The organism is Pseudomonas gessardii, from assembly GCF_001983165.1.
In the GTDB taxonomy this organism is placed as follows: domain Bacteria; phylum Pseudomonadota; class Gammaproteobacteria; order Pseudomonadales; family Pseudomonadaceae; genus Aquipseudomonas; species Aquipseudomonas gessardii.
The window spans coordinates 384,976-406,282 of the sequence record NZ_MNPU01000001.1; the positions used below are offsets into that span (position 1 = coordinate 384,976).

A 21,307-nucleotide genomic window follows, 5' to 3' on the forward strand; every position below is an offset into this window, starting at 1 on the left:
TGCCGGTCAGGGGGCGGCCGGCGGCGGCGCCTGTTGTTCCTTGGCGACGATGGCGCTCATAAAAGTGTCTGGCGGCAACGGATGGCCCAGCAGGTAGCCTTGCAGCGAGTCGCACCCCAGGCGGGTGAGGAAGTTCTGCTGCATGTCGGTCTCCACCCCTTCGGCCACGATGCGCAGGCCAAGGGCCTGGCCCAGGGCAACAATCGCCGAGACGATAGCCGCATCGTCGCTGTCATGTTCGAGGTCACGGACAAACCCGCGGTCAATCTTCAGCTCATTGGCGGGCAGGCGCTTGAGGTACATCAGGCTGGAGTAACCGGTGCCAAAGTCGTCGATAGACAGGTCCACGCCCATTTCCGAGAGTTTTTGCAGCACCGTCATGCTGGCATCGGCATCGCTCATGGCCGTGGTTTCGGTGATTTCCAGGGTCAGGCTATTGGCCGGTAGCTGGTGGCGTTGCAGGGCCTTGGCAACGCTGGTGACCAGCCCGGCATGGCAGAACTGCAGGGCCGACAGGTTGACCGCAATGCGCCAGTCACGGTAGCCCAGGGCAAACCACAGCTGCATTTGCCGGCAGGCTTCGTTGAGCACCCAGTCGCCGATGGCGATGATCAGGCCGGTCTTTTCCGCAAGCTCGATAAACTTGTCCGGCAACAACAGGCCGTGTTGTGGATGCTCCCAGCGCAACAGGGCTTCGGCGCCGATGGCGCGGCCGCTGAGGGCATCGAACTTGGGCTGGTAATACAGGCGGAACTGCTGTTGCTCCACCGCAATGCGCAAATCCTGGAGCAGTTGCAATTGTTTGCGTGCGTTGGTGTTCATCGACACATCGAAAAAGCTGTAGCCGTTTTTGCCCATGCTCTTGGCGTGATACATCGCCGCATCGGCATTCATCAGCAGTTCCTGGGGCGTGGCACCATTGCCGGGGAACATCGCAATGCCGACGCTGGCGGAGATGTTCAAGTCATGCTCGGCCACCCGGAACGACTTGTTGATCAGCCCCACCTGGCGTTCGGCCAGGCGCAGTGCATCGTCGGGCTGGCTCAGTTGCACCAGCAGCACAAACTCATCGCCGCCGATCCGCGCCAGGGTATCCTGGCTGCGCAGGTCTTCGCGCAGGCGCAGGCCGACCTCGCGCAACAACTGGTCGCCCAGATGATGGCCAAAGGCATCGTTGACCGGTTTGAAGCCGTCCAGGTCGATAAACATCAAGGCAAAACAGCCACCCTGCTCCGCCACCAGCTGTGTTGCCTGCTGGATACGATCGGCTAGCAGCGTGCGGTTGGGCAGGCCGGTCAGGGTGTCGTGCAGGGCCAGGTGGGTCAGCTCCTGGTTGGCCTGGGTCAGGGAGTCGGCCAGCACGGCGGTGCGCGCTTCCAGCCGGGCGTCGAGCAACGAGGTCAACAGGGCGATGGCCAAGACCGCCAGGGTGGTCACCAAGACCAGGTTATCCAGGCCGCTGCCGCTCAGGCCATCCACCGAGGCCCCGCAAAAGCTGCCATCGGCAAAGCGCGCCGCCGCCATGCCGGTGTAATGCATGCCGACGATGGCCACGCCCATCACCACCGCCGCGCCGCCCCGTGCCAGGCGCACATAGGGGGTATTGCGCCGCAGCTTAAAGGCAATCCACAACGCGGCGGCCGAGGCGCCCACGGCAATCAGCAGCGAGGCGCCAAATAACGTGGGGTCGTAGTCGATGCCCGGCATCATGCGCATGGCGGCCATACCGGTGTAGTGCATGGCACTGATGCCCGCGCCCATGATCAAGGCCCCAAAGCCCAGTTGCCAGGCCGGCAGGCGCGATTGGTTGACCAGCCACAGGGCGAACCCGCTGGACAACACGGCGATCAGCAGCGACAGCGCTGTTATGCCGATGTCATAGCCCAGGGTGATGGGCAGGCGAAACGCCAACATTCCGATAAAGTGCATCGACCAGACGCCAATCCCCATGGCCAGGGCGCCACCGGCCATCCACAATTGCGCCGCCCGGCCCTTGGCGGTGGCGATACGCCCGGTCATGTCCAGGGCGGTATAGGAAGCCAGGATCGCCACAAACAGGGAGATCAGCACCAGTGCGGGGGAATAACTGCCGGTCAGCATGGGTCTTCTCGAGGCTGATAATGCGAACGGCGTCCATGCCGTGGAAAAGCTGGAGATTGTAGCGAGAATAATTCTTGGGCAGTTGGAATATTGCCATAACGCCATTACTGGCAATGTATCGCGTAACGGGGCCCAACAGTACATATCCGTGGTTGCGGTAACGGCGGTGTGGCCGATCTCCCTGTGGGCGCTGGCTCCCGCAGGGGTCAGGGTTTTTCTTGCGGCTCCAGCTGGCCATCCCAACCGCCACCCAACGCCGCGATCAGTTGCACACTGGCCACCAGCCGGGTTTGCAGCAAGGTCAAGACCGTGCGTTCGTTGCTCAAGGCCGTGGCCTGCACGTTAACCACATCCAGATAGGCAATCAGGCCCGCCTTGTACTGGTTCTGGGTCAGGCGCAGGGATTCGCGCGCGGACTCCAGGGCCTCGTTGCTCACGCCCGCCTCGTCCTCCAGGACCTTGAGCTGAACCATATAGTTTTCTACTTCGCGGAAACCGTCGAGCACGGTCTGGCGGTATTTGGCCACGGTTTCGTCGTAGGACGCTTCGGCACGGTCGACTTCCGCCGAGCGTTGCCCACCGTCGAACAAGGTCATCGCCAGTTTGGGGCCCACCGACCAGAAACGGTTGGGCAGGCTGATCCAGTCGGCATAGGTACTGCTGGAATAACCGCCGGCCAGGCTCAGGGTCAGGTCCGGGTAGTAGGCGGTTTTCGCCACGCCGATATTGGCGTTGGCAGCGATCACCGCACGCTCGGCCGAGGCGATGTCCGGGCGGCGCTCCAGCAGTTGCGATGGCAGGTTGGCAGGAATCTGCGGCAAGGCGGGAATGTCCTGGCTCACCGCCAGGTTGAACGTGGCCGGGGGCTCGCCGATCAGCACCGCGATGGCGTTTTCCAGCTGCGCACGCTGCCAGATCAGGTCGATCAGGCTGGCCTGGGTGCTCTTGAGCTGGGTCTGGGCCTGGGCCACGGCGTCCTTGCCGGACACGCCGGCGCGGTACTGGTTCTGGGTCATTTGCAGCGAGCGCTGGTAGGTCTCGACGGTGGCTTGCAGCAAGCGCGTCTGTTCGTCCATGACCCGCAGCTGCAAGTAGTTCTGCACCAACTCCGACTGCTGGCTCAGGCGCATGGCGGCCAGGTCGGCGGCGCTGGCTTGCTCACTGGCATTGCTGGCCTCCAGGCCACGGCGCAACTTGCCCCAGATATCGGCCTCCCAGCTCACCCCCAGCTGGGTGTTGAGGGTGTTGCGGATACCGCTGCTGGAGCTGCTCAAGCTCGCATTACTGCTGCCGGTGCCCTGGCTGGCGCGGGTTTTCCCGGCGCTCAGGTCAACGGTCGGGAAGAACGCGCCACGGGCGCTGCGTGCGGTGGCCTGGGCCTGGCGGTAGCGGGCTTCGGCCTGGGCCACGGTCTGGTTGGCCGTGTTGAGTGTGTCCACCAGGCTGTTGAGTTGCCGGTCGCCATACAACTCCCACCAGGCGCCACGGGCCAGGGCATCGCTGGGGGCGGCCTGGCGCCAGCCCTGGGCTTGTTTGTACTGCGCAGGCTCTGCGACTGGCGGGCGCTGGTAATCGGGGCCTACGGCGCAGGCGCTGAGGAGCGCGCCGCACACAATCACCGCCAATGCAGGGGCCCGGAAAACAGTTGATTCGGTCATAACGGAGTGTCCAGGGCAGCGTCGGTACGCACCCCGCGCCAGTCGTTGAAACGATGGCGCAGGCGGTCGAGATAGAGGTAAACCACCGGGGTGGTGTAAAGGGTCAGGATCTGGCTGAAGACCAGGCCGCCGATAATGGTCAGGCCCAGGGGCTGGCGCATTTCCGCGCCTTCGGCGCTGCTCAGCAGCAAAGGCAAGGCACCGAGGATCGCCGCCAGGGTGGTCATCAGGATCGGCCGCAGGCGCAGCAGGCAGGCACTGCGAATCGATTCCAGGGGCTGCATGCCTTCCTTGCGTTCCAGTTGCAGGGCCAGGTCGATCATCAGGATCGCGTTTTTCTTCACCACGCCGATCAGCAGGAACAGGCCCAGCAGCGAGATCAGGCTGAACTCGCCGCCCAGCACGTAGATCGACAGCAGTGCGCCGACCCCGGCCGAGGGCAAGGTCGAGAGGATGGTCAGCGGGTGAATGTAGCTTTCATAGAGAATCCCCAGCACCAGGTACACCGCCACCAACGCGCCGAGGATCATGAACGGCTGGCTTTTCTGGGTGGCGGCGAAGGCGTCGGCGGTGCCGGCCATCTTGGCGATCACATCTTCGGGCAAGCCGACCTTGGCAATCGCCCGCTCGATAGCGGCCGTGCCCTGCTCCACCGTGACCCCGGGCGCCATGTCGAAGGCAATGTCTTCAGAGGCAAACTGCCCTTCGTGGCTGACGCGGTCGTCGGCCAGGCTGTTTTCGTAGTGGGCGATGGTCGACAGCGGAATCCGCGCGCCGTCAGCGGTAATCACCTGCACCTGATTGAGGGTAATCGGGTCCTGGGCGTATTTGGGGTTGACCTCCATCACCACCCGGTACTGGTTGAGGCTGTCATAAATGGTGGAAATCTGCCGCTGGCTGTAGGCGTTGTTCAGCACCGAGGTGACCATGTTCATGTCTACGCCCAGGCGCTTGGCCTGGTCGCGATCGACAATCAGCGTCACCTGCTGCGCGCCCCGGCCTTCGCGGGCGTCGATGGCGGTCAGCTCCGGCAAGGCGCGCAAGGCGGCGACCACTTTCGGGTACCACAGGCGCAAGGCGGCCAGGTCGCCACTTTGCAGGATGTAGGAATACTGCGAGGACGTCTGGTCGCGGCTACCGCCAAATTGCAGGTCCTGGTCGGCCATCAGCATCAAGCGGCCACCGGGCACCGGGGGCACGTTTTTGCGCAGGCGCTCGATCACCGCCTGGGCCGACAGCTTGCGTTCCTTGATCGGCTTGAGGCGTACCAACATCACCGCGTTGTTGGTGCCGTTGCTGCCACCGATAAAGCCGGCCACGCTTTCCACAGCCGGGTCTTGCAGCACGGCCTTGCGGAAGATCTCCATCTTCGGCTGCATGACACTGAATGACAGGCCGTCATCGCCGCGCACAAAACCGATCAGTTGCCCGGTGTCCTGCTGCGGCATAAAGGTTTTGGGCACCACCACATACAGCGCAATATTCACGCCGATGGTCAGCAGCAGGCTGAGCAGGGTCAGGCGCTTGTGTCGCAGCACCCAGTCGAGGCTGCGGGCATAACCTGCGACCATCTGGTCGTTGACCTTCTGGCTCCAGCGCTGCAAGCCAGTCTGCTGCCCTTTGACATGGGGCTTGAGCCAGCGCGCGCAGAGCATCGGGGTCAGGGTCAGGGAAACCACCAGCGACACGATGATCGCCGCCGCCAGGGTGATGGAGAACTCACGGAACAGGCTGGTGACAATCCCGCCCATAAACAGGATCGACAGGAACACCGCCACCAGCGACACGTTCATCGACAGCAGGGTAAAACCGACCTCCTTGGCCCCCAGGTACGCCGCCTTCATCGGCGCGATACCGTCGTCGATATGCCGGGAGATGTTCTCCAGCACCACAATGGCGTCGTCCACCACCAGGCCGGTGGCGAGGATCAGGGCCATCAGCGACAGGTTGTTCAGGGAAAACCCATACAGGTACATGATGGCAAAGGTGCCCACCAGCGACACCGGCACCGCGAGGGTCGGGATTAGCGAGGCGCGGAAGTTACCGAGGAACAGGTACACCACCAGGATCACCAGGGCCACGGCAATCAGCAGGGTCATTTCCGCTTCATGCAGGGTGGCGGTGATCACCGGCGAACGGTCCATGGCCAGGTTGAGCTTGACGCTGGACGGCAGCACCGCCTGCAACGCCGGCAACTGGGCCTTGATCTGCTTGACGGTCTCGATGATGTTGGCGCCGGACTGGCGGTTGATCACCAGCAACACCGCCGCATCATTGTTGAAGAAACCACTGTTGTAGCGGTCTTCGACGCCATCGCTGATCTTCGCCACGTCACTCAGGCGCAAGGCGGCGCCGTCCTGGTAGCGGATCAGCAGCGGCTCATAGTCCTTGGCTTTTTCCAGCTGGTCGTTGGCCTGGATCTGCCAGTTGCGCTCGCCATCTTCCACCGAGCCCTTGGGCCGGCGCACGTTGGCATTGGCAATGGTGTCGCGCACTTCATCCAGGGACACGCCGTACTGGTCCAGGGCCTTGGGTTCCAGCTCGATGCGCACCGCTGGCAGGGAGCTGCCGCCGATCTGCACTTCGCCCACCCCCTGCACCTGGGACAGGCTTTGCGAGAGGATGGTCGAGGCCAGGTCGTACAGCTGCCCCTTGGGCAATACGTCCGAGGTCAGCGACAACACCATGATCGGCGCCTGGGACGGGTTGATCTTGCGGTAGGTGGGCATGCTGCGCATGCCGCTGGGCAGCAGGTTGCGCGAGGCATTGATCGCCGCTTGCACTTCCCGCGCCGCGCCGTTGATATCGCGGTCGGAGTCAAAGGCCAGGATCACCCGGGTCGAGCCCTGGCTGGACGAGCTGCTCAGGGTGGTGACCCCGGCAATCGCGCCAAAGGAACGCTCCAGGGGCGTGGCCACGGTAGACGCCATCACTTCCGGGCTCGCACCAGGCAGGCTGGCAGACACCACGATCACCGGGAAGTCGATCTGCGGCAACGGCGACACCGGCAACAGGTTGAAACTGACACCGCCCAGCAACATGATCGCCAGGCTCAGCAGCATGGTGGCTACCGGCCGGCGAATAAAAGGTCCGGACAGGTTCATGGCTCAACCGGCTCCAGCGCTTCGGGGCTCTTGCGCCAGCGACGGCCAAGGCGGTCGAAGTACAGGTAGATCACCGGCGTGGTAAACAGCGTAAGGATCTGGCTCAACAGCAAGCCACCCACCATCACCAGGCCCAGGGGCTGGCGCAACTCGGCGCCGGAGCCCGTGGCCAGCATCAACGGCACGGCCCCGAACAGCGCCGCCAGGGTGGTCATCAGGATCGGCCGGAAGCGCAGCAGCGCCGCCTGGTAGATCGCGGTCTGCGGGTCCAGGCCCTGGTTGCGTTCGGCGTCGAGGGCGAAGTCGATCATCATGATCGCGTTCTTCTTCACGATGCCGATCAGCAGGATGATACCGATGATCGCGATCATCCCCAGGTCATTGCCCGTGAACAGCAACGCCAGCAACGCCCCCACCGCGGCCGACGGCAAGGTCGAGAGGATGGTGATCGGGTGGATATAGCTCTCGTACAGCACGCCGAGCACGATGTACATGGTCACCACCGCCGCCAGGATCAGCAGCAAGGTGCTCGACAGCGACGCCTCGAACGCCTGGGCGGCGCCCTGGAACTGGGTCTGCACGCCGATCGGCATGCCGATCTCCTTCTGCACCTGGTTGATCAGCTCCACACCCTTGCCCAGGGCCACACCGGGCGCCAGGTTGAACGACATCATCACCGCCGGGAACTGGCCGATATGGGTAATCGCCAACTGCGCCTGGCGCTGTTCGAGGCGGGCCAGGCTCGACAGGCGCACCTGGCCGCCGTCGGTGGTCTTTACGTGGATCTGGTTCAGCGCGTCCGGCCCCAGGCTTTCGCCGGACTGGGCCTGCAGCACCACGCGGTACTGGCTGGCCTGGGTGTAGATCGTGGAAATCTGCCGCTGGCCGAAGGCGTCGTACAGGGCGTCGGTGATATTGGCCACCGACACGCCCAGGCGCGAGGCGGCATCGCGGTCGATCACCATGTACACCTGCAGGCCTTTGTCCTGCAGGTCGCTGGCCACGTCGGTGAGTTCCGGGTGCTGGCTCAGGGCCTGTACCAGTTTGCCGCTCCACAGGGCCAGCAGGTCGGCATCCGGGGAGGACATGCTGAACTGGTACTGGGTGCGGCTGACGCGATCTTCGATGGTCAGGTCCTGCACCGGCTGCATGAACAGGCGGATGCCTACCAGTTTGTCCAGCGTCGGTTGCAGGCGTGCGATCACCTCGACGGCGCTCAAGTCCCGCTCTTTATGGGGCTTGAGGTTGATCAGCAGGCGGCCACTGTTGAGGGTGGCGTTATCGCCATCGACCCCAATGTAGGAAGACAGGCTTTCCACCGCAGGATCTTCGAGGATGATCTTCGCCAGTTCCTGCTGGCGCTGGCTCATGGCCGCGAAGGAAATCGACTGCGGCGCCTCGGAAATACCCTGGATCACCCCGGTGTCCTGCACCGGGAAGAAACCCTTGGGCACTACCAGGTACAGCACCACTGTCAGGCCCAGGGTGGCGATGGCCACCAGCAGGGTCAGCGGCTGGTGCTTGAGCACCCACTGCAGCTTGCGGCCGTAGGCGGCGACCAGCCAGTCGATCCAGGCGCCGCTGGCCTTGTAGAAGCGGCCCTGTTCTTCTTCCTTGGGTTCGCGCTTGAGCAGGCGCGCGCACATCATTGGCGTCAGGGTCAGGGACACCACCAGGGAAATCAGGATTGCCACCGCCAGGGTGATGGCAAATTCGCGGAACAGCCGCCCGACCACATCGGCCATAAACAGCAGCGGGATCAATACCGCGATCAGCGACAGGGTCAGGGACACCAGGGTAAAGCCAATCTGCTTGGCGCCCTTGAGCGCGGCCGCCAGCGGCGTCTCGCCTTCCTCGATATAGCGGGAAATGTTCTCCAGCATCACGATGGCATCGTCCACCACAAACCCGGTGGCGATGGTCAGGGCCATCAGGGTCAGGTTGTTGATGGAGAACCCGGCCAGGTACATCACGCCAAAGGTGCCGATCAGGGACAACGGCACGGCAATCGAGGGGATGAGGGTGGCGCTGAAACGGCGCAGGAACAGGAACGTGACCATCACCACCAGGGCAATGGCGATCAGCAATTCATGCTGCACATCGGTGACCGAGGCGCGGATGGTCTGGGTGCGGTCGGTGAGTACCGTCACATCGAGGCCGGCCGGCAGGTTATCGGTGATGCTCGGCAGCAGCGCCTTGATGCGGTCCACCACCTCGATCACGTTGGCCCCCGGCTGGCGCTGGATATTGAGCAGCACGGCCTGGTTTTCATTGGCCCAGGCGGCAAGGCGTTCGTTTTCGGCACCATCGACAATCTGTGCGACATCTTTGAGGCGCAGCGGCGCGCCGTTGCTGTAGGCCAGGATCAGTTCGGCGTACTGCTCGGGCGAGACCAACTGGTCGTTGGCATCGAGCATCGACACCCGGGTCGGGCCGTCGAAGTTACCCTTGGGCTGGTTAACGTTGGAGGCGGCGATCAGGCTGCGCACGTCCGCCAGGTTCAAGCCATTGGCGGCCAGGGCCTCGGGGTTGACCTTGATCCGCACCGCCTGGCGCTGGCCGCCGGCGATGCTGACCATGCCCACGCCGCTGATCTGCGCGATCTTTTGCGCCATGCGCGTATCGACCAGGTCATTGAGCTTGGGCAGCAGCATGGTCTTGGAGGTGATGGCCAGGGTCAGCACCGGGGTGTCGGCCGGGTTGACCTTGTTGTACACCGGTGGCGCCGGCAGGTCCGAGGGCAGCAGGTTGCTGGCCGCGTTGATCGCCGCCTGCACCTGTTGCTCGGCCACGTCCATATTGACGTCCAGGCTGAAGCGCAGGGTCAGCACCGAGGCGCCACCGGAACTGGTGGACGCCATCTGCGTGAGGCCGGGCATTTGCCCGAACTGGCGCTCCAGGGGGGCGGTGACCGCGCTGGTCATGACGTCCGGGCTGGCGCCGGGGTACAGGGTCATGACGCGGATGGTCGGGTAATCCACCTGGGGCAAGGCCGACACCGGCATCAGGCGATAGGCAATCAGGCCGGCCAGGACAATGGCCAGCATGCTCAGGGTGGTGGCGACGGGCCTGAGGATAAACAGGCGTGACAGGTTCATGCGCCGGCCTTTGGCGCCTTGCCGGCATCCGCCGCCGGGCTGCTGTCGCCTGGTGCCGCGGGCTTGCCCTGCAAGTGTTCGGTCGGGGTGGTGGGGACCTGGTTGCCGTCGTTGACCACTTCCACATCGGTGCCGTCCTTCAGACGGTCGGTGCCTTCCAGTACCACGCGATCGCCTGCCGCCAGGCCTTCCTTGACCACGGTGTTCTGGCCATCGGTATCACCGATGACCAGGGTGCGGATCTTGACCTTCTTGTCACCGTCCAGGGCGTAGACAAAGGTGCCATTGGTGCCGAACTGGATCGCCGCCGAAGGCACCAGCACCACGTTTTTCAGGGTGTCGGCCAACAGGCGCACGTTGACGAACTGGTTGGGGAACAGCACCTGGTCCTGGTTATCGAAGCGTGCCTTGAATTTCAGGGTGCCGGTGGTGACGTCGATCTGGTTGTCCAGGCTCTGCAACACCCCGGTGGCTTGCAATTGCACATCGCCACGATCCCAGGCCTGTACCGGCAACTTGTTGCCGCTGCGGTAGCGGGCCAATACGGTTTGCAGGCTGTTCTCCGGCAAGGTAAAGGCCACGCTGATCGGCTGGGTCTGGGTGATGATCGCCAGGGCGGTGGTGTCATTGGCCGCCACCAGGTTGCCGACATCCAACTGGCGCAGGCCGACACGCCCGGAAATCGGCGCGCGGATGCGGGTGAATTCGAGGTTGAGCTTGGCGTCATCCACCGCGCCCTGGTTGGTCTTGACCGTGCCCTGGTATTGCAGGACCAGCGCGGCGGCGGTGTCCAGGGTCTGCTTGGCGATACTGTCTTGTTCATACAGGCCGCGATAGCGCTCCAGGTCAACCTGGGCGTTCTTCAGTTGGGCCTGGTTTTGCAGGAGCGTGCCCTGGGCCTGGAGCAAGGCGTTCTGGTAGCTGCGCGGGTCGATTTGCGCCAACAGGTCGCCAGCCTTGACCATCTGCCCTTCTTCAAAGGCGATCTTGACCAGCTCTCCCCCGACCCGGCTGCGCACGTTGATGGTGTTCAAGGCCGTCACGGTCCCCAGCGCCTTGTAGTACAGCGGGAAGTCCCCCGTGACCGCCGGCGCGACACGCACCGGCACTGCCGCACCGGAGCCACCGAAGCCGGGACGCATCATCCCGGTCTTGCTGGTCCTGGCGGCTGGCGCGTCCTTTTGGGCGGTGCCGGTCGGCCAGAATTTCCAGCACAGGAAGGCAACAACCAACAGCACGAGCAAGCCAAACAGCCAGCGGCGGGAACTACGGGGGGACGATTGCATGGATTGATCAACCATTGGAGGCGAGGGCTTCTACTGTGGGAGGCTGAAAGATAAGCACTGGGGCGCGTTTAGAAAAGCGCCTTTACCGGCTATTTACCTTCGGGCTTACAAACATTTACTTTTCGCGGTGAAACATCAGCTATTTGACCTAAACCGCTGAAGCACAAATAAAAACGGCCTGGACTAGGCCAGGCCGCAAGCATGCATCATACGTGTTACTGCAAAGCGACAGTAATGCGCAGCCGCAATTACTTCAGTACAGCCAGGGCCGCGTCGTAGTTTGGCTCTTCGGCGATTTCGCCCACCAACTCGCTGTGCAGCACCTTGTCGTTTTCGTCCAGGACCACCACGGCGCGAGCGGTCAGGCCCTTGAGGACGCCATCGGCAATGGAGACACCGTAGTCAACGGCAAAGTCGGCGCTGCGGAAGTCCGACAGGTTCTTCACGTTTTCCAGGCCTTCGGCGCCGCAGAAGCGGGCCTGGGCGAATGGCAGGTCGGTGGAGATGCACAGTACAACGGTGTTATCCAGCGCGTTGGCCTGGGCATTGAACTTGCGCACCGATGTGGCGCAGGTCGGGGTGTCAACGCTTGGGAAGATGTTCAGTACTTTGCGCTTGCCGGTGAAAGTCGCCAGGGTGACGTCCGACAGATCGCCTGCCGTCAGGGAAAAGTCGAGGGCCTGGGTGCCAACTTGCGGCAACTGGCCTTCAACCTGGACCGGGTTGCCTTTGAGGGTGACTTGAGCCATGAACGGAATCCTTATGCTGAGTTGGATGAAACGAATTCGAGAGGCCGAAGTTAACCACAAAGTGCGATTGACACCTATGCCCTAACACAAAATGTCATGACTGCGCCCGCGCCGGGCCGCTGTGGTTTAATTGCGCCGCTGTCGCCCTGCCCTTGAAGGAATCCATCGTTGAACACTCCGCCTGCCACCCACGTCCTGGTCATCGGTTATGTCTGGCCGGAGCCCCGCTCCTCGGCTGCCGGCGGGCATATGATGCAGATCCTGGAAAGTTTTCTGGCCCAAGGCTGGAAGATCACCTTCAGCAGCCCGGCCGCTATCGGCGAGCACAAGGCCGACCTCGCGGCACTGGGCATCGGCGAATGCGCCATCGAGCTCAATAGCAGCAGTTTCGACGACTTTATCCGCGAACTGGCCCCGGACATTGTGCTGTTCGACCGTTTCATGATGGAGGAACAATTCGGCTGGCGCGTGGAAAAGCATTGCCCCCAGGCCCTGCGCGTGCTGGAAACCTCGGACTTGCAGAGCCTGCGCGATGCCCGCCAGCAGCGCCTCAAGGATTACCTCAAGCATCAGCCGGATGCTGACGACTTCAGCCCGTTATTCGCCCCCGCCCTGGACGAAGCGTTCCAGATGATGGCCGACACCGACCTGGCCAAGCGCGAGATCGCGGCGATCTACCGCTGTGATATCAGCCTGATGATTTCCGATGTGGAGATCCAGTTGCTCACCGAACACTTCAAGGTGCCCGCCGCCCTGCTCCACTGGTGCCCCTTGATGGTCGATGCGCCCAGCGAGACCTTTACCCCTTATGAGGATCGCGCGCATTTCTTGAGCATCGGCAACTTCCGCCATGCCCCCAACTGGGACGCCGTGTTGTGGATGAAAAACAGCCTCTGGCCGTTGATTCGCCAGCAACTGCCTGGCGCCCAACTGCATATCTATGGTGCCTACACGCCGCCCAAGGCCACGGCCTTGCACAACCCGGCCCAGGGCTTTCATGTGATGAACTGGGCCGAGGACGCCCTGCAAGTGATGTCGGCCGCGCGTATCTGCCTGGCGCCGCTGCGCTTTGGCGCCGGGATCAAGGGCAAGCTGGCCGATGGCATGCTCTGTGGTACACCGAGCATCACCACGCCCATCGGCGCCGAAGGCATGGGCGACGGGCAGCCCTGGCCCGGGGCGGTCGCCCACAGCACCACGGCCCTGGCCGCTGTCGCCGTGGCCCTGTACGAAGACCGGCACGCCTGGACCCAGGCCCAGGAACAGGGGCGTGCGCTACTGGCCCGTCGCTATGCCTCACAGATCCACGGCCCGGCGCTGGTGGAGCGCCTGCAACATTGCCGCGCGACACTGGCGCAACATCGACGCAACAACTTTACCGGCAGCATGCTGCGCCACCATCTGCACAAAAGTACCCAGTACATGGCGCAGTGGATCGAAGCAAAAAACCGCGCGCTGTAGGCAGCGGCGCTGGCGAGGTGGCGTGCAACGGGGCATTATCGGTTGCGCACCTCCACTAAAAGCGACGGCAGCATGACCCGGGCAGCGCGAATCACCGACCCTTCCTACGAGCTGATGGACGACCACAACGGCCTGTCCATCATCTATCGCCAGCATGGCTTCCCCTGCCCGCTGGTGCGCTGGCACTTTCACAAGGAATACGAGCTGCACTTGATTATCGCCAGCGCCGGCAAGGTGTTTATCGGCGACTATATCGGCAATTTCCACCCGGAAAGCCTGTTCCTCACCGGCCCCAACCTGCCCCACAACTGGATCAGCCAGGTGGCGGAAGACGAAGTGGTGCCCAAGCGCGACATGCTGGTGAATTTCACCGATGAATTGCTGGAGGGCGCCAGCCAGATCTTCACTGAGCTCAAGAGCCTGGCACCGCTGCTGGAACGGGCGCAGTACGGCATCGAATTCCGCTGCAAAAAGACCATCGCCCAGGCCATGACCCTGATGCAACACATCGAGGACGCCCGAGGCATGGCGCGACTGGGGCACTTCTTTATCTTGCTGGAGGCCCTCAGCGCGTGTGAGGACTACCAGTTGCTGTCAGGAGGGACCACGGCGCAGTTGGCCGATGAGCACAGCATCGACCGGACCAACCGTGCCGTGGACTACATCTTTGCCCATTACGCCCGGGAGCTGCCGCTGGAAGAGGTCGCGCAGTACCTGGGGATGAAACCCACCTACTTCTCCCGGGTGTTCAAGCAGGCCACCGGACGCACCTTCATCGAGTTCGTCAACCGCCTGCGCATCAGCAAATCCTGCGAGTTGCTGGCCGATGGCGACAAGGCCGTGACCGAGGTGTGCTTTGAGTCGGGGTTCAACAATATCTCCAACTTCAACCGGCGCTTCCAACAGCTCAAAGGCATGACGCCCTCGCACTACCGGCGCCTGGCGGTCCAGCGCCTGACGGAGCAGAACCTGGCCTGAGCCGCCGTGGATGGGTAACCATTCGTCGCCACTGTCAATCTTGACAGTTATATGCGCCCCCGCCTTGGGTGTGTGATGTCCTTGTTCAGTTGCCCGCCCAAGGAGCATCCACGATGAAGAAGCCTGCGCCATCCACCCCGCCCTCGTTACCTTGCCTGCCTCATCACCCGGCCCCCGGACAACCGAGTGATGCAGACGAACTGCTCCCCCCCTTCGTCAGCGACGAGGTGATCCCGCTGCCGGGAGCCGCACGTGGGCTGGGTATTCGCCATACGATGCCCTGGATGACGGTAAATTTTCCACGCTGGACCAGTCTCAGTCCAGGCGATACCTATAAGTTCTATATGGGCAATGATCGCTTTGCCATTGCTTCGGATGAGATCAGGGCAGAGGATCTGGACAAGGCTGTTTTGCGGTTGGTCATCCTGCCCGAGCATATTCCGGAGGGGTTTACCTACCCTACGTTTTGCGAGGTTATCCGCAGAGGCAGTGGCACCCCCAGTACTTCCCCCCGTGAAACCTGGTATGTCAAACGCACTCGCCCGGGTGGGGTCAGTAAAGACCCGGCATTGCCCTATCACACCGAACTGGTGATACACCTGCCGCCGGACCTGGTGGGCAACGTGCTGGACCCCGAACGCGCCAAGGAGGGAGTAGAGTTGACGATCGACCGCTACCCTAATATCACGGAAGGCGACACCGCCGAGGTGTATTGGAACGGCCATCTGACGATCCTTCGGATTGATGACGAGCATGTCGCCGGCATCAAACCCATTACGGTATTGATCCCTGAGTCGACCATCATTGATGGTGGCAGCGGCGACGTCATTATTCGCTTCCGGCTGTATGACAAGGTGTTCAACTTTTCCGGAGAGGTCCAACAGTGGTCGGATCACGTCACGGTGGACAGCGATCTGGACCCCCTCCTGCTCCCTATTCCACACTTTGTGGTGGATGGGGAGTCCGTCATGAAGCTGAACCTCGACACCCATGGCGATGCCTTCTTCGAGGTCGAAGTGGTTATTCCCAGAAGGCTGCCAAGTGGAACATTGACCCCTGCTGGTGCCTTGATCATCATGACCTTGAAAGGCGCCGATGCCGAGGGCTTGCCCTTTGAAACCACATTGCCAGCGTTTCCGGCACGTATTGGGCTGTCGGCCACGGCCCCAGTGGACCGCAAACACCTGGTGGCGGTGCTCAACGGCCATATGCAGTTTGAATACACGCTGACCACAGCCAACCACGTGCCCCTGGGCAAATCCCGGCGCCGGAATATCACGGTCTTCGGCACCAAAAGCACGATGCCGGCGATGATCATCGAGCAGAACGAAGGTGGCAACATTGACCCTGCGCATCCCTTTATCAAAGTCTTCTTTCCGCGCTACACCCCTTATGATCGCCACTACAATGTGACGTTGCGGATGGAGGCGGTACGGCCAGGGGGCGGCCTGGTGTTTTATGAAGAGAGCGCATTGGCAGGCCAGGAGCCACCGCCGGAGCGTTACCGTATTGTCGACCAGGAAGACTTCGCGCGTTTTGTCGGGATTGGCACCGTCCAGGTGTTTTACCTGGTAGATGATGGCAAGGTGCGGATCATGAGCCCCGGCATCCAGACCATCCGCAAGTCCGATGTGCTGGAAGTGACCTTTGGCCAGCGCGATGCCGAACTGCCAGAGCCGCAGCTGCAATATGTGGACGAGTTCAATAATCTGGACCCGGCGCGCATAAAGGGCGGCCAGCTCCAGGTGACCCTGCCGTATACGCGGACGGTGCCAGGCGATGTTCTCAGGTGGACCTTGCTGGGGGCTAACAGCAACGGATCCGCCAGTGACGAGATCCGCCTCAACACTGGAACGGCAGGCAGGCCCGTACAGTTCTACCTGGAGGAGGCGCTGATTGTTGCCAGCAAGAATGGCGAAATTCGCCTCAGTTATTCGCTGGTGCCTGCAAGTGGTGGTGGCACACGCTATTCGCAAGTATTGATCGTCACTGTGGGGGAGGCCCTGGACCTGTTGCGGCCAGAGGTATTGCAAGCCCAGCGTTACCCCGACCAACTGGTCCCCGAAGCCGCGCTGTCCGGGGCGACCATCGCCGTCTCCTATCTACAGATGCTGCCCAGTCATCGCATCCAGGCCTGCTGGACCGGTATTCCCGGGATAGGTACCCATTGCGAAACGAAGGATGGCAATACGTCCAAAACCTTGCACTTCGAGGTGCCCGCAGAGGTCATTGGCGCCAGCCTCAATGGATATGGACGCTATATCGAGGTGCAGTACTTCGTGCTCTTGGGGGTCCATCAAACACCTTCGCCCGTGCTGAGCCTGAACCTGCTGCCTCCCGTCCTCCTGCTGCCCTACATCGAAGGCCATACCGGCAGCGTGCTGAACATCAACGCATTGCTCGGTAGCGAGCGCGCCATGGTCGATCGCTGGAGCTTTATCAACCGCAATCAACGGATGTGGTTTGAATTGCGTGGCACCTATGCCAATGGCACAGATTTCTACGCAACCTTCTACAACGGCGACCCGGTGACCTTTAACGGCGAGCAGAACGGTATCCGCCCAACGGCGCCAGTGAGCGAGATGCGTCAACTCAAGGATGGCTCGCAATTGCTGATGCGCTTCGGGGTGACCTTTGACCAAACGGCCATTGAGTCCAATGCCCTGTGGTTCCCGGAACGCCGGTACACCATTCAGGCCATCCCGGCCCAGTTCCCGGTGCCGACGTTGCGACAGGCCACGGGCTCTGGCTCTTCAGTGACCTTAGCCCCGCTGGATGCGCGATTCGGTGCAACGGTAGACGTGTCCTACAGCCCGATGTATGTCACCGACTTCATTACCCTGGAGGTGATGGGGGCCCCGGGAGCGGGTTCGGGGCAACAGGGGCCAATCAACGGAGAAGCCGACGGCACGGTCACCTTCAACTTGTCGGAAGCGCTTATTGCCGCAAACATAGGCAATAAAGACACCCTCTTCACCGTGAAATATACCGTCCTGCGCAATGGCACCTTCCAGCCGTCAGCAGTGTTGACCGTAACGCTCAAGGCAATCCCCCAGGCAGAGCTGAAAAGAACCCTGCTGCGTATTGATGAAGCGATCGGCGGTGTACTCGATGTGGGTGAATTGGTCGGTAATGCAACGGCAACGGTGGGAACCTGGCCGTTCATTGCCAGGAACCAGCCCGTGTGGCTACGTTTGTTCGGTAACAAACCCAACGGTGCGGCCCATAACCTGACCCTGCTCAACGGTGCCGACGGTGATCGGGTGACCGATGCCTGGTTGAACCTTGGGTATCAGCAGAAAGCGATACTGAATACGTACCTGATTGATCTGGGCAATGCGACCCAACTGACCATGCAACTCAAGGCGGCGTTAACGAGCAGTACCGATGAATCGAAGGCCATTGAGTTCCCGCCGGTGGTGTACAGCATACGCAGCCGGATGATTAACGACGAGACCACGTTCGACGAATACTACTTCAATCACTGGCTCAGCCAATGGCCCAATGTGGGCATCCGCCGCGAGACAAATGCCAACTATTACCTGCAATCCGTTCCCTATACGGGCAGTGGTGTCAGGATCTACAAGGTCTATTTCCCTTATGCAGCGGGATACTATCGAATTAGATTTAGATACAAGATCAGCAAGTTTGCCAATATTGGTGGGCCGACCAGTATCTTGGTGCATACCAGAAACTGGCAAAACAATGTTGTCATCCCCAGCATCAATACATGGCTCAATGCCGATGTGCAGACGGGCTTTGTGCCGGGTCAATCCTTTGAACTTTCAATCTCTGTAGTCAACCCGGCAGACGGTGGCATCTACGATTTTGATGACATCAAAGTACAACAGCGTCCTTATCCATCGGGGACCGATCTGGAGGAGTAATTTCTGCGGTGTTAAAAGACCGAGGCCCCAGCGAAAATGCTGGGGCCTCGGTGTAACTGCAGGGTATCACTGGCACTTTCCAATGCCCTCATCAAACTCCTGCCCACTAGGGCAGTGGTAGTCATATCTAGTGTACTTTTGAGTTCGAGGATTCCAGACGCACCTGTAATACCCGCCCACGATAACCGTACTTTTAAAATAACCTTCTCTCGTGCAACGGGGTTCTTCAGCATTGGGTGATTGTGTTGTGCAGGCACTGATAAACAGTGCCACGCCCAGGCCTAGAACCGCTTTGTACAACGGGTTAATCGTGGGTCTTACCTTGGAAAGATCCATAGCCATCTCCTGATTGGATTGTGCTCCATCATTAACCGGCTATTTTTTTATATCGTCTACTGTCAAAAGTAACAGGTGGCATCAATGCCAATCCCTTGTGCATAGACTTCCCTGAGGCAGCTTCCAGCAGGGCTCAGTGCAAAAAAGTATCAGTCCAAGTGCTCCCAAGGATTTGTCATCACGGCTGCGCAAGGCTGTAATCAACGCACACTCTTCCTGCCACCTTGGGAAGACACAACAACAATAACTGTCCTTCTGCAGCCCCCGGGCACAGAAACGGAGTGCGCGATGAATTCCACTGCAAAAGCCCTGCTTGCCTGTACCTGCATGACCCTCAGCGCCGCCAGCCTGGGTGCGCAAACCCTGACCATTGCCACCGTCAACAACAGCGACATGATCCGCATGCAAAAGCTCTCGAAAACCTTCGAGGCCGAGCACCCGGACATCACGTTGAACTGGGTGGTGCTCGAAGAAAATGTGCTGCGCCAACGCCTGACCACTGACATTGCAACCCAGGGCGGGCAGTTCGATGTGCTGACCATCGGCATGTACGAAGCCGCACTCTGGGGTGCCAAGGGCTGGCTGGAACCGATGAAGGACCTGCCGGCGTCCTACGACCTGGACGATGTGTTCCCTTCGGTGCGCGACGGCCTTTCGGTCAAGGGCTCGCTGTACGCCCTGCCGTTCTACGCCGAAAGCTCCATCACCTACTACCGCACCGACCTGTTCAAGGCTGCTGGACTGACCATGCCTGAACATCCAACCTGGGTGCAGATTGGCGAGTTTGCGCAAAAGCTCACCGACAAGAACAAGGAGCAATACGGCCTGTGCCTGCGCGGCAAGGCCGGTTGGGGCGAGAACATGGCGCTGATCACCACCCTGGCCAATGGCTATGGCGCGCGCTGGTTCAATGAGCAGTGGCAACCCGAATTCAACGGCCCCGAGTGGAAGGACGCGCTGAACTTCTACGTCGACAATATGAAGAAGTCCGGCCCACCCGGCGCGTCCAGCAACGGCTTCAACGAGAACCTGGCGCTGTTCAACAGCGGCAAGTGCGCGATCTGGGTGGATGCCAGCGTCGCCGGTTCGTTCGTTACCGACAAGACCCAGAGCAAGGTCGCCGATCACGTCGGCTTTACCTTTGCCCCGCAACAGGTCACCGACAAGGGCAGCTCGTGGCTGTACTCCTGGTCCCTGGCGATCCCGACCAGTTCCAAAGCCAAGGACGCAGCCAAGGTCTTCAGTGCCTGGGCAACCTCCAAGGAATACGGCGCGCTGGTGGCCAAGACCGATGGCATTGCCAATGTCCCGCCAGGCACCCGCGCCTCGACTTACAGCGAGGAGTACATGCAGGCTGCGCCATTTGCCAAGGTGACGCTGGAGTCGCTGAAAGTCGCGGACCCGACCAAACCGACCCTCAAGCCGGTGCCCTATATCGGCATCCAGTTGGTGACCATCCCTGAGTTCCAGGCCATTGGCACCCAAGTGGGCAAGTTCTTCTCCGGCGCCTTGACCGACCAGCAGACGGTGGACCAGGCCCTGGCTGCCGCGCAAACCACCACCGAGCGGGAAATGAAGCGGGCCGGCTACCCCAAATAGCCCAGGCTCACCACAGTCGATGTGGGAGCTGGCTTGCCTGCGATGGCGGCCTGTCAGTGGATAAATCAGTTAACTGATCGACCGCTATCGCAGGCAAGCCAGCGCCTACATTGACCGCATTCCAAGGCAGATGCTATTTGCCTCCAATGGGTTTTGATTGTCATGAATACGTCTAAAAGCCGCCTGCGCAACCCCGGCTGGTTCCTCGTCAGCCCCTCGGTGGCCCTGTTGCTGCTGTGGATGATCGTGCCCCTGGGCATGACCCTGTATTTTTCGCTGATCCGCTACAACCTGCTCTACCCCGGCGAAAACCAGTTCGTGGGCCTGGAGAACTTCACCTACTTCATCACCGATTCAGGCTTTTTGCCCGGTGCCAGCAACACCCTGTTGCTGGTGGGCAGCGTGCTGCTGATCAGCGTGGTGCTGGGGGTGTTGATCAGTGCCTTGCTGGAGGCCAGCGAGTTTTTCGGCCGCGGGCTGGTGCGGGTGTTGCTGATCTCGCCGTTCTTTATCATGCCCACGGTCGGTGCGCTGATCTGGAAGAACCTGATTTTCCACCCGGTGTCCGGCGTACTGGCGGCGGTGTGGAAGCTGTTTGGCGCGCAGCCGGTGGACTGGCTGGCGCACTACCCGCTGCTGTCGATCATCATCATTGTGTCCTGGCAATGGCTGCCCTTCGCGATCCTGATCCTGATGACCGCCATGCAGTCCCTGGACCAGGAACAGAAAGAAGCCGCGCGCCTGGACGGTGCCGGGCCGATTGCAATTTTCTGGCACCTGACCCTGCCGCACCTGGCCCGGCCCATTGCCGTGGTGGTGATGATCGAGACGATTTTCCTGCTCTCGGTATTCGCCGAGATCTTCACCACCACCAACGGCGGCCCCGGCTACGCCTCGACCAACCTCGCCTACCTGATCTACAACCAGGCGCTGGTGCAGTTCGACGTGGGCATGGCCTCGGCTGGCGGCTTGATTGCCGTGGTCATTGCCAATATTGCGGCGATCATCCTGGTGCGGATGCTCGGCAAAAACCTGACTGACAAACCTTGAG

General features: G+C 61.3%; 11 protein-coding genes. 5 read left to right on the forward strand and 6 right to left on the reverse strand.

Translation table 11 applies throughout. From position 1 onward, the window contains the following. Window positions 1-6: 6 nt before the first annotated feature. From BLL38_RS01565 to tpx, 6 genes are all read right to left on the reverse strand, one after another. On the reverse strand, window positions 7-2,100 hold the full coding sequence (locus BLL38_RS01565) for a putative bifunctional diguanylate cyclase/phosphodiesterase (RefSeq protein WP_076961000.1): 2,094 nt from the start codon (window positions 2,098-2,100) through the stop codon (window positions 7-9). A 206-nt stretch (window positions 2,101-2,306) separates the two neighbouring features. After that, window positions 2,307-3,758 carry an efflux transporter outer membrane subunit gene (locus tag BLL38_RS01570; RefSeq protein ID WP_076961001.1) on the reverse strand — a complete coding sequence of 484 codons (1,452 nt, stop codon included), beginning with the start codon at window positions 3,756-3,758 and terminating at the stop codon, window positions 2,307-2,309. Beyond that, a complete protein-coding gene (locus tag BLL38_RS01575) occupies window positions 3,755-6,862 on the reverse strand; it encodes an efflux RND transporter permease subunit (RefSeq protein WP_076961002.1) in 3,108 nt (1,035 codons plus the stop codon). The genes BLL38_RS01570 and BLL38_RS01575 overlap by 4 nt, the downstream gene beginning before the upstream one ends. Further along, window positions 6,859-9,960, reverse strand: a complete 3,102-nt coding sequence (locus BLL38_RS01580; protein ID WP_076961003.1) for an MdtB/MuxB family multidrug efflux RND transporter permease subunit — start codon at window positions 9,958-9,960, stop codon at window positions 6,859-6,861. The genes BLL38_RS01575 and BLL38_RS01580 overlap by 4 nt, the downstream gene beginning before the upstream one ends. After that, complete coding sequence (locus BLL38_RS01585; RefSeq protein WP_076961004.1) at window positions 9,957-11,261, reverse strand: MdtA/MuxA family multidrug efflux RND transporter periplasmic adaptor subunit; 1,305 nt, start codon at window positions 11,259-11,261, stop codon at window positions 9,957-9,959. Before BLL38_RS01585 ends, BLL38_RS01580 begins: the two co-directional genes overlap by 4 nt. Window positions 11,262-11,494: 233 nt before the next feature. Next, complete coding sequence (gene tpx / locus BLL38_RS01590; protein WP_076961005.1) at window positions 11,495-11,995, reverse strand: thiol peroxidase; 501 nt, start codon at window positions 11,993-11,995, stop codon at window positions 11,495-11,497. Between the two features lie 168 nt (window positions 11,996-12,163). On the opposite strand from tpx, the gene BLL38_RS01595 reads away from it, so the two are divergent. From BLL38_RS01595 to BLL38_RS01620, 5 genes are all read left to right on the forward strand, one after another. Then, a complete protein-coding gene (locus BLL38_RS01595) occupies window positions 12,164-13,456 on the forward strand; it encodes a glycosyltransferase (protein WP_076961006.1) in 1,293 nt (430 codons plus the stop codon). A gap of 72 nt (window positions 13,457-13,528) precedes the next feature. Continuing rightward, window positions 13,529-14,434 (forward strand): AraC family transcriptional regulator, encoded by a 906-nt coding sequence (locus tag BLL38_RS01600; protein ID WP_076961007.1) that lies wholly within the window; start codon window positions 13,529-13,531, stop codon window positions 14,432-14,434. A gap of 113 nt (window positions 14,435-14,547) precedes the next feature. Further along, window positions 14,548-18,321, forward strand: coding sequence for a hypothetical protein (locus BLL38_RS01610; protein ID WP_130898183.1), 3,774 nt, complete (start codon window positions 14,548-14,550; stop codon window positions 18,319-18,321). Between the two features lie 624 nt (window positions 18,322-18,945). Next, window positions 18,946-20,256 (forward strand): ABC transporter substrate-binding protein, encoded by a 1,311-nt coding sequence (locus tag BLL38_RS01615; protein ID WP_076961010.1) that lies wholly within the window; start codon window positions 18,946-18,948, stop codon window positions 20,254-20,256. A gap of 162 nt (window positions 20,257-20,418) precedes the next feature. Next, window positions 20,419-21,306 (forward strand): carbohydrate ABC transporter permease, encoded by an 888-nt coding sequence (locus BLL38_RS01620; RefSeq protein WP_076961011.1) that lies wholly within the window; start codon window positions 20,419-20,421, stop codon window positions 21,304-21,306. The last annotated feature ends 1 nt before the right edge of the window (window position 21,307 follow it).

Coding starts and splice junctions, on each gene's coding strand:
- BLL38_RS01565 (WP_076961000.1), bottom strand. CDS start 2,100: ATGCTGACCGGCAGTTATTCCCCCGCACTGGTGCTGATCTCCCTGTTT.
- BLL38_RS01570 (WP_076961001.1), bottom strand. CDS start 3,758: ATGACCGAATCAACTGTTTTCCGGGCCCCTGCATTGGCGGTGATTGTG.
- BLL38_RS01575 (WP_076961002.1), bottom strand. CDS start 6,862: ATGAACCTGTCCGGACCTTTTATTCGCCGGCCGGTAGCCACCATGCTG.
- BLL38_RS01580 (WP_076961003.1), bottom strand. CDS start 9,960: ATGAACCTGTCACGCCTGTTTATCCTCAGGCCCGTCGCCACCACCCTG.
- BLL38_RS01585 (WP_076961004.1), bottom strand. CDS start 11,261: ATGGTTGATCAATCCATGCAATCGTCCCCCCGTAGTTCCCGCCGCTGG.
- tpx (WP_076961005.1), bottom strand. CDS start 11,995: ATGGCTCAAGTCACCCTCAAAGGCAACCCGGTCCAGGTTGAAGGCCAG.
- BLL38_RS01600 (WP_076961007.1), top strand. CDS start 13,529: ATGACCCGGGCAGCGCGAATCACCGACCCTTCCTACGAGCTGATGGAC.
- BLL38_RS01610 (WP_130898183.1), top strand. CDS start 14,548: ATGAAGAAGCCTGCGCCATCCACCCCGCCCTCGTTACCTTGCCTGCCT.
- BLL38_RS01615 (WP_076961010.1), top strand. CDS start 18,946: ATGAATTCCACTGCAAAAGCCCTGCTTGCCTGTACCTGCATGACCCTC.
- BLL38_RS01620 (WP_076961011.1), top strand. CDS start 20,419: ATGAATACGTCTAAAAGCCGCCTGCGCAACCCCGGCTGGTTCCTCGTC.